The sequence below is a fragment of the Candidatus Deferrimicrobiaceae bacterium genome (assembly GCA_035256765.1).
Lineage (GTDB): Bacteria > Desulfobacterota > Deferrimicrobia > Deferrimicrobiales > Deferrimicrobiaceae > CSP1-8.
This window is the reverse complement of sequence record DATEXR010000305.1, coordinates 1-6004: the sequence shown is the minus strand read 5'-3', so window position 1 is coordinate 6004 and position 6004 is coordinate 1. Positions and strand designations below refer to the sequence as shown.

Annotated in this window: 7 protein-coding genes; 4 read left to right on the top strand and 3 right to left on the bottom strand. The window is 63.3% G+C overall.

Features of this window, described 5'->3' with window-relative positions; genetic code table 11:
- The 4 genes from VJ307_10715 to larB all read left to right on the top strand — a co-directional run.
- Window positions 1-223 (top strand): S16 family serine protease (locus tag VJ307_10715; protein ID HJX74607.1); only part of this gene is annotated, 223 nt, incomplete at its 5' end.
- A 91-nt stretch (window positions 224-314) separates the two neighbouring features.
- The gene (locus VJ307_10710; GenBank protein HJX74606.1) at window positions 315-1565 is read left to right on the top strand and encodes a hemolysin family protein; all 1251 of its coding nucleotides are present in this window, start codon (window positions 315-317) and stop codon (window positions 1563-1565) included.
- A gap of 3 nt (window positions 1566-1568) precedes the next feature.
- Window positions 1569-2864 (top strand): hemolysin family protein, encoded by a 1296-nt coding sequence (locus VJ307_10705; GenBank protein ID HJX74605.1) that lies wholly within the window; start codon window positions 1569-1571, stop codon window positions 2862-2864.
- Window positions 2861-3610, top strand: coding sequence for a nickel pincer cofactor biosynthesis protein LarB (larB, locus tag VJ307_10700; GenBank protein HJX74604.1), 750 nt, complete (start codon window positions 2861-2863; stop codon window positions 3608-3610). The genes VJ307_10705 and larB overlap by 4 nt, the downstream gene beginning before the upstream one ends.
- A gap of 15 nt (window positions 3611-3625) precedes the next feature.
- On the opposite strand, the gene VJ307_10695 is transcribed toward larB, so the two are convergent.
- The 3 genes from VJ307_10695 to VJ307_10685 are packed head-to-tail and all read right to left on the bottom strand — an operon-like array spanning window position 3626 to window position 5489.
- Window positions 3626-4501 (bottom strand): alpha/beta fold hydrolase, encoded by an 876-nt coding sequence (locus tag VJ307_10695; GenBank protein HJX74603.1) that lies wholly within the window; start codon window positions 4499-4501, stop codon window positions 3626-3628.
- Between the two features lie 13 nt (window positions 4502-4514).
- A complete protein-coding gene (locus VJ307_10690) occupies window positions 4515-4973 on the bottom strand; it encodes a pyrimidine dimer DNA glycosylase/endonuclease V (GenBank protein HJX74602.1) in 459 nt (152 codons plus the stop codon).
- A gap of 48 nt (window positions 4974-5021) precedes the next feature.
- A complete protein-coding gene (locus tag VJ307_10685) occupies window positions 5022-5489 on the bottom strand; it encodes a methylglyoxal synthase (GenBank protein ID HJX74601.1) in 468 nt (155 codons plus the stop codon).
- Window positions 5490-6004 lie beyond the last annotated feature (515 nt).

Here is a 6004-nt window from a genome sequence, read left to right as displayed (position 1 = left end):
CGGGATCACCGAGATCATCGTGCCCGGACAGAACCGGAAGGATCTGGAGGAGATTCCACGCAGCGAAGCGAGGCGGTTCACGTTCACCCTGGTGGACAATATGGACGAGGTTGTCTCCAAGGCGCTGAAGAAAAATCCGTTTCGCGGCGGGGCGGAAGGGCAGATGACCCCGGCGGCGGGGGGACGCAGGAAAGCGGCCCGGGGAACGCGGAAGAAGCAGTGAAGGATATCGACCCGTACCCGGCGGATCTTCCCGACCCCCGGAAGTTCGAGGTTGTCGGGTGGAGTGCGGCGCGCCGGGATGTAAACTCCCCATGAAGTTTCTCCTGATTCCCCTCCTGATCATCGCCTCGGCCTTTTTCTCGGCCTCGGAGACGGCGTTCTTCGCGCTCCGGCGGGTCGACCTCATGCGATGGAAAAAGGAAGGAAACCGGATGGCGGACGTGATCGGGAAGATGCTCGAGACGCCGAGCCGGCTGATCGCCACGATGTTCATCGGCAACGAACTCGTCAACGTCTCCCTCTCCTCCGTGATCGCCGCCCTCCTGATCCCGATGATCCCGGCGTACGGCGAGATCGTCGCGCTTGCCGCCGGGACCCTCACGATCCTGATCCTGGGGGACATCACTCCCAAGTGCATCGTGTGGCCGAGAGCCAAATCCTTTTCCGCCTTTTCCGCCCGCCCGCTCCTCTTCTTTTCCCGCATCGTCGCACCGGTACGTTTCCTCATGGAGATTATGGCCAAGGGGATCCTGCGCCTTCTGGGGGGAGGGGAGGTCGCGGGAAAGAAGGCGGCGTTCACCGAGCGGGAGTTCCGGGCACTCGTCGACGTGAGCGGCGAGAGCGGGACGCTCGACCCGGGGGAGAGGGAGCTCATCCACAACATCTTCGAGCTGACCGACCAGCGGGCGGGGGAGATCATGACCCCCATCGCCGACGTGTTCATGGTGCCCGTCGACATCCCCCGGCCGGAGCTCTTGGCGCAGTTCCGCAAGTACCGCCGATCCCGGATCCCCGTCTACCGCGGGGAACGGAGGGACGTTTTCGGCATCCTCTACCTCAGGGACCTCCTCCGGCCCCCGGCGGAGGGGGAGGAGGAGGCGCCGCTCTCCGGACTGCTCAAGCCCCCCTTCGTCGTTCCCACCTCGAAGAAGCTCCCCCTCCTGTTGCGCGAGTTCCAGCGCCTCAAGGTGCATCTCGCACTCGTCGTGGACGAGTTCGGGGAGATCGTCGGGATCGTCACGCTGGAGGACGTGCTCGAGGAGCTCTTCGGGGAGATCCGGGAGGAGCACGACCGGGAGGAGAAGGAGCTGGTTCCCCGGCCGGACGGCTCTTGGGGCGTCCTGGGGAAGATGCCGATCCACCGGTTCAACGACGCCTTCCAGGCAGGCCTCCCCGACCAGGAATGGGACACGGTGGCCGGTCTGCTCCTCCACGAGTTCGGCAGGCTCCCCGGAAGGGGCGACTCGATCGTTCTGGGGCCCTTCCGGTTCACGGTGGAGAGGGTGAGGGGGATCCGGATCGTCGAGGTCTGCGTGCGCAACATCGCGGAAGGGACGGCCTGAACCGTGAACCTCGCCCTCGTCATCGCGCTCTGTCTCCTGATGCAGGCGCTGTTCAACGGCGCGGAGATGGTCCTCGTCTCCGCCGACCGCCACAAGCTCATGGACCGCTCGCGCCGGGAGGAACGCGGGGCCACGACCGCCCTGAAGCTGCTCGAGCACCCGGACCGCGCGCTCGCAACCACGCTGACGGGACAGAACATCTTCCTTGTCCTGGGGACGGTCCTCACTACCTCCCACCTTCTCCCGCGCTATGGAGACGGGGCGGCGTGGATCGCCGTGGGAGTGATCACCCCCCTGGTGATCCTCCTCGGGGGAATCGTGCCCAAGAGCTTCGCCCAGCCGCGGGCGGACCGTTTGATAGGTCCGGCCGCCCGGTTCATCTGGTTCTCCGAGTTGATGCTCTACCCGCTCGTCGCGGTCACGGCGTTTTTCGCGCGCGTCCTGTCCCGCCCGTTCGGCGGGGCCCCCCCCCTCCACGGGATGGTCACGCGGGAGGAGCTTCGCCTCATCCTGCAGATGAGCCGTTCCGGGTCGGATGTGGAGGCACACGAGCGGGCGATGGTGCGCCGGGTCTTCCATTTCGGGGAGAAGAAGGTCGTGGACATCTTCCGGCCCCTCGTCACCGTCGTGGCTCTCCCGGAGGAGAGCGCCTGCCGCGACGTCGCCGCCCTTGCCTCCTTGAGCGGCTATTCCCGCTACCCGGTGTACCGGGAGCGGATCGACCATGTCGTCGGGTTCCTCCACGTGATCGACACCGTGGGACAGCCGCCGGACGCCCCCATCCGGCCGTTCATGCGGAAGGCCCTCTATGCTCCCGAGTTGATGCCGATCGACGAATTGATGCGCAAGTTCCAGGAAGCGGGGACATCCTTCGCCGTCGTCGTCGACGAGTACGGAGGCGTGACGGGGATCGTCACCGCGGAGGACGTCGTGGAGGAGGTCGTCGGGGAGATCGAGGATGAATACGACCGGGGGATGGAATATTATAAAAAAATCTCCACCGGCGTTTTCCTCGTCCCCGGAAGGATGGAAGTCGGCAGGTTCGAGGAGGAGATGGGGATCTCCCTCCCGGAGGGGGACTACTCGACCCTGGGGGGGATGCTCATCTCGCTCGCGGGGAGGATCCCCGCGGCGGAGGAATCCTTCGAGGTCCCGGGGGCCGAGTTCACCGTGACGGCCGCCTCCGAACGCGCGGTGAAGGAGGTGCGGGTGCGCCTTGTGGGGCGGCCGGCCGGCGTCCCTTACGAGGATGAGGACGAGGAGGCCCTGGGCATGGACTCCTGGGAGGGATCGGATTGACCGCGAAGATGCTGAAACAGCTGCTGCGGCAGGTGGCCGAGGGGAAGTCGTCCGTCGACTCCGCCTTCCGGAAGATCCAGTCCCTTCCGTTCGAGAGCCTGGGGGATGCGAGCGTCGACCACCACCGATCGATCCGGCAGGGCGTGCCCGAAGTGATCCTCGGGGAGGGGAAGACCGCTGCGCAGATCGTCCGGATCGCCCGCGCCATGCGGAAGGCCGGCGCGGACGTGCTGGTCACGCGCGTCGACGAAGGGAAGAGGAAGGCGATCCGGAAGCATTTCCGCCGCGCCGTCCTGTACCCGGAGGCCCGGTGCGCGGTCATCCGGTCCGGGGCGGCGGAGGTGAACGGGAGGGGAAACATCCTCGTGGTCACCGCCGGCACGTCGGACATCCCGGTCGCCGAAGAGGCGGCCGTGACCGCGGAGTTCCTCGGGAACCGCGTGCAGAAACTCTACGACGTGGGGGTGGCGGGGATCCACCGCCTCCTGATGCAGAAGGAGACGCTTCTCTCGGCGAGGGTGATCGTCGTGGTGGCCGGGATGGAGGGCGCTCTCGCGTCCGTCGTGGGGGGGCTGACCGACAAGCCCGTCATCGCCGTCCCAACGAGCGTCGGCTACGGGGCGAGCTTCGGCGGGGTGGCCGCCCTGCTGGGGATGCTCAACTCCTGCGCGCCCACGGTGGGCGTGGTCAACATCGACAACGGCTTCGGCGCCGGCGTCCTCTCCTCGGTGATCAACCGGCTATAGGCGTCCGCGCCAAGGTCAACTTCCCCCGTTCCTTTCTCCGGTTGCGCCGGAGCCGGCACTCCCTTCCGACACGAAGCGCAGGACCTCGCGCCACCACGCGGAATCCACGACGTCGGGCCAGGTGTTGTGCCCTGCGCCCGGCAATAGCCAGAACCGTTTTTTCCCGGGAAGAAGCTCGAACAACCGGCGGCTTCGCTTCGGGGGGATGACTTCGTCGTTTTCCGCCGCCGCCACCGCAACCGGCCCGGCGTACCGGGAAAGGTTCCGGATGTTGTCGTACCTGTCCCGGGTCATCCATTTCGCGGGGAGATACCAGAACACGGACTGCGCCAGGTCGGGCAGCGTGTCGAAGGGCGTGATCAGCACGACTCCGGCAACCGGAACCTGCCCCGAGCCCGCCACCGCGGCCGCCACGCCGCATCCGAGCGACTCGCCCATCAGAACCAGCGGCCCGCCGAACTGGTCGACCGCGGCGCGGGCCGCGTCCACCGCGGCGGAAACGAAGGAGGCTTCCCGCAAATCGCCCGGACGCGCGCCGTAGCCGGGGTACTCGAAGAGGATCAACAGGTACCCGAGGGGCGTCAGGTCCCGCGCGTAGAAGAATCGGTCCGGGGCCGTGCCTGCGTTTCCATGGAAAAGGAGAATCACCCCTTTCGGATTCGCGGGTCCGTCCGCCGGGACGAAGCCGTGGTAATCGGGCCCGTTTTCCGGCCAAAGACGGAAATGGAATGTCTTCGCGCGGATCGCCGCCGACGCCAGCGGGTAGACATCGGGAAAATAGAGGAGCTTTTCCTGACGGAGGTAGACGAGCACGAGAATCGCGAAGTATCCTGCGACCGCGATGACCAGAAGCATCCAGGGCCGGTCCGGCAACACGGGAACCCCTCTCATCCGGCGTTTCTTCCTATGGGACCCTGTCTCCCGGGGCGGCGCCTGCGCCTTTTTCCCAGCCCTCCACGCGGCCGGGAACGATGTGAAACAGGGGATGGGGTTCGATGCGGCGGGCCCTCTTGAGGGCGTCGTACCGTTTCGGGTCTCGGTGCCGCAGTTTGTCCAGCAGACAGGACAACTCGTAGTCGAGTTGTCCGCGGGTGGCGGCAATGGTCTCCCCCCGGCCGCCCCGTGCGATCTTTCCGGCATCGAAAGCGTAGCCGCGCACGATCCCTTCCGCATGCACGGCTTTCAGGTATTCCGCGATGCATCCCACGGGCGCCCGCGCGAGGCGAAACCGGACGAGCTGGGGATGTCGCGTGTATCCCCTCGTCCGGCCCCGGAGGACGGCCTGGGCCAATAGAGCTTCCCGCCAGAGAGCCACCAGGCCCCTTGCGTCCAGATACTTCGGATGGAACGTCCAAAGCCGCATCGCCGGTTCAGAGCTACTTCGCCCCAACAAAGCGGCGCTTTCCCCTGCTCATTCGTCCCCGGTAATCTTCCGGGTACGATACACATCATAATCGGGCACAAGACGATCATAATGGCTATCCATCAAGGGGGAGGAGATCATGAAATCGGCGGAGGCGCGATTGCAGGCAATGGGAATGTTCCAAACGACTGCCATGCGCAAGAGCGCCTTGACATCTGGATCGTGGGGCATCGGTTCAAGCGGATCCCAGAAAAAGATGAGAAAATCGATCTCGCTGTCAGCGATTTTGGCGCCGATTTGCTGATCACCGCCCAATGGTCCACTCTGGAGTTTGGTGATTTTGACACCAAGCTCTCGTTCCAAGATCTCGCCGGTTGTCCCTGTCGCATATATTTTGTGGTGAGCCAAGAGCACTCGATTGTATTTTACCCATTCAATCAGATCGCTCTTCTTGTTGTCGTGCGCGACAAGACCGATCTTCTTATCATGTTCCATGGCGATTTTTTTATAAGTCATACAAATTCATCCCCTTTCCATGCAATAGCGAAACTGTCCTTATATCTTCGCATATTGAGAGACCAACAGTGGGTTCACGTAATGTAGTGAGCGATCGCCTATCGACTCCAATGGTATGCTGCCTATCAGGAGTTGTCATTATTGTTTTTTCCAATGTGGCGAACGCTCGGCTTAAGCTGCAGGCACACATGAATTTAGCCAGGGGTGCCGCCAGCTTCAGCCTGTGGTTAGGCTGTTTGTGAATCTAATGCTACGAAGTCACCCTCGAGGTTACCTACTTTTCTATCTCTACAGTGCAGAATAGAGATTACCTTTACTCTGGCGCGATTCTTTCGCCTAAGCATGTTGATAAATTTGAACCAAGCCGCTGGGTTGCGAACAACAGATGAAGCTGTAAACATGTCGGCAATCGGGCATTCGTACGTCATCGTGCTTCTCTGAATCACGATGCGACTGTTTATGTTTTCATTTTTTAGTCGGAGATAGAGTAACGACCAAGCGGAAAGAATTGCCAC

Bases quoted from the DNA above. Each gene is read 5' to 3' on its own strand.
- VJ307_10710 (HJX74606.1), top strand. From the start codon at position 315: ATGAAGTTTCTCCTGATTCCCCTCCTGATCATCGCCTCGGCCTTTTTC.
- VJ307_10695 (HJX74603.1), bottom strand. From the start codon at position 4,501: ATGAGAGGGGTTCCCGTGTTGCCGGACCGGCCCTGGATGCTTCTGGTC.
- VJ307_10690 (HJX74602.1), bottom strand. From the start codon at position 4,973: ATGCGGCTTTGGACGTTCCATCCGAAGTATCTGGACGCAAGGGGCCTG.
- VJ307_10685 (HJX74601.1), bottom strand. From the start codon at position 5,489: ATGACTTATAAAAAAATCGCCATGGAACATGATAAGAAGATCGGTCTT.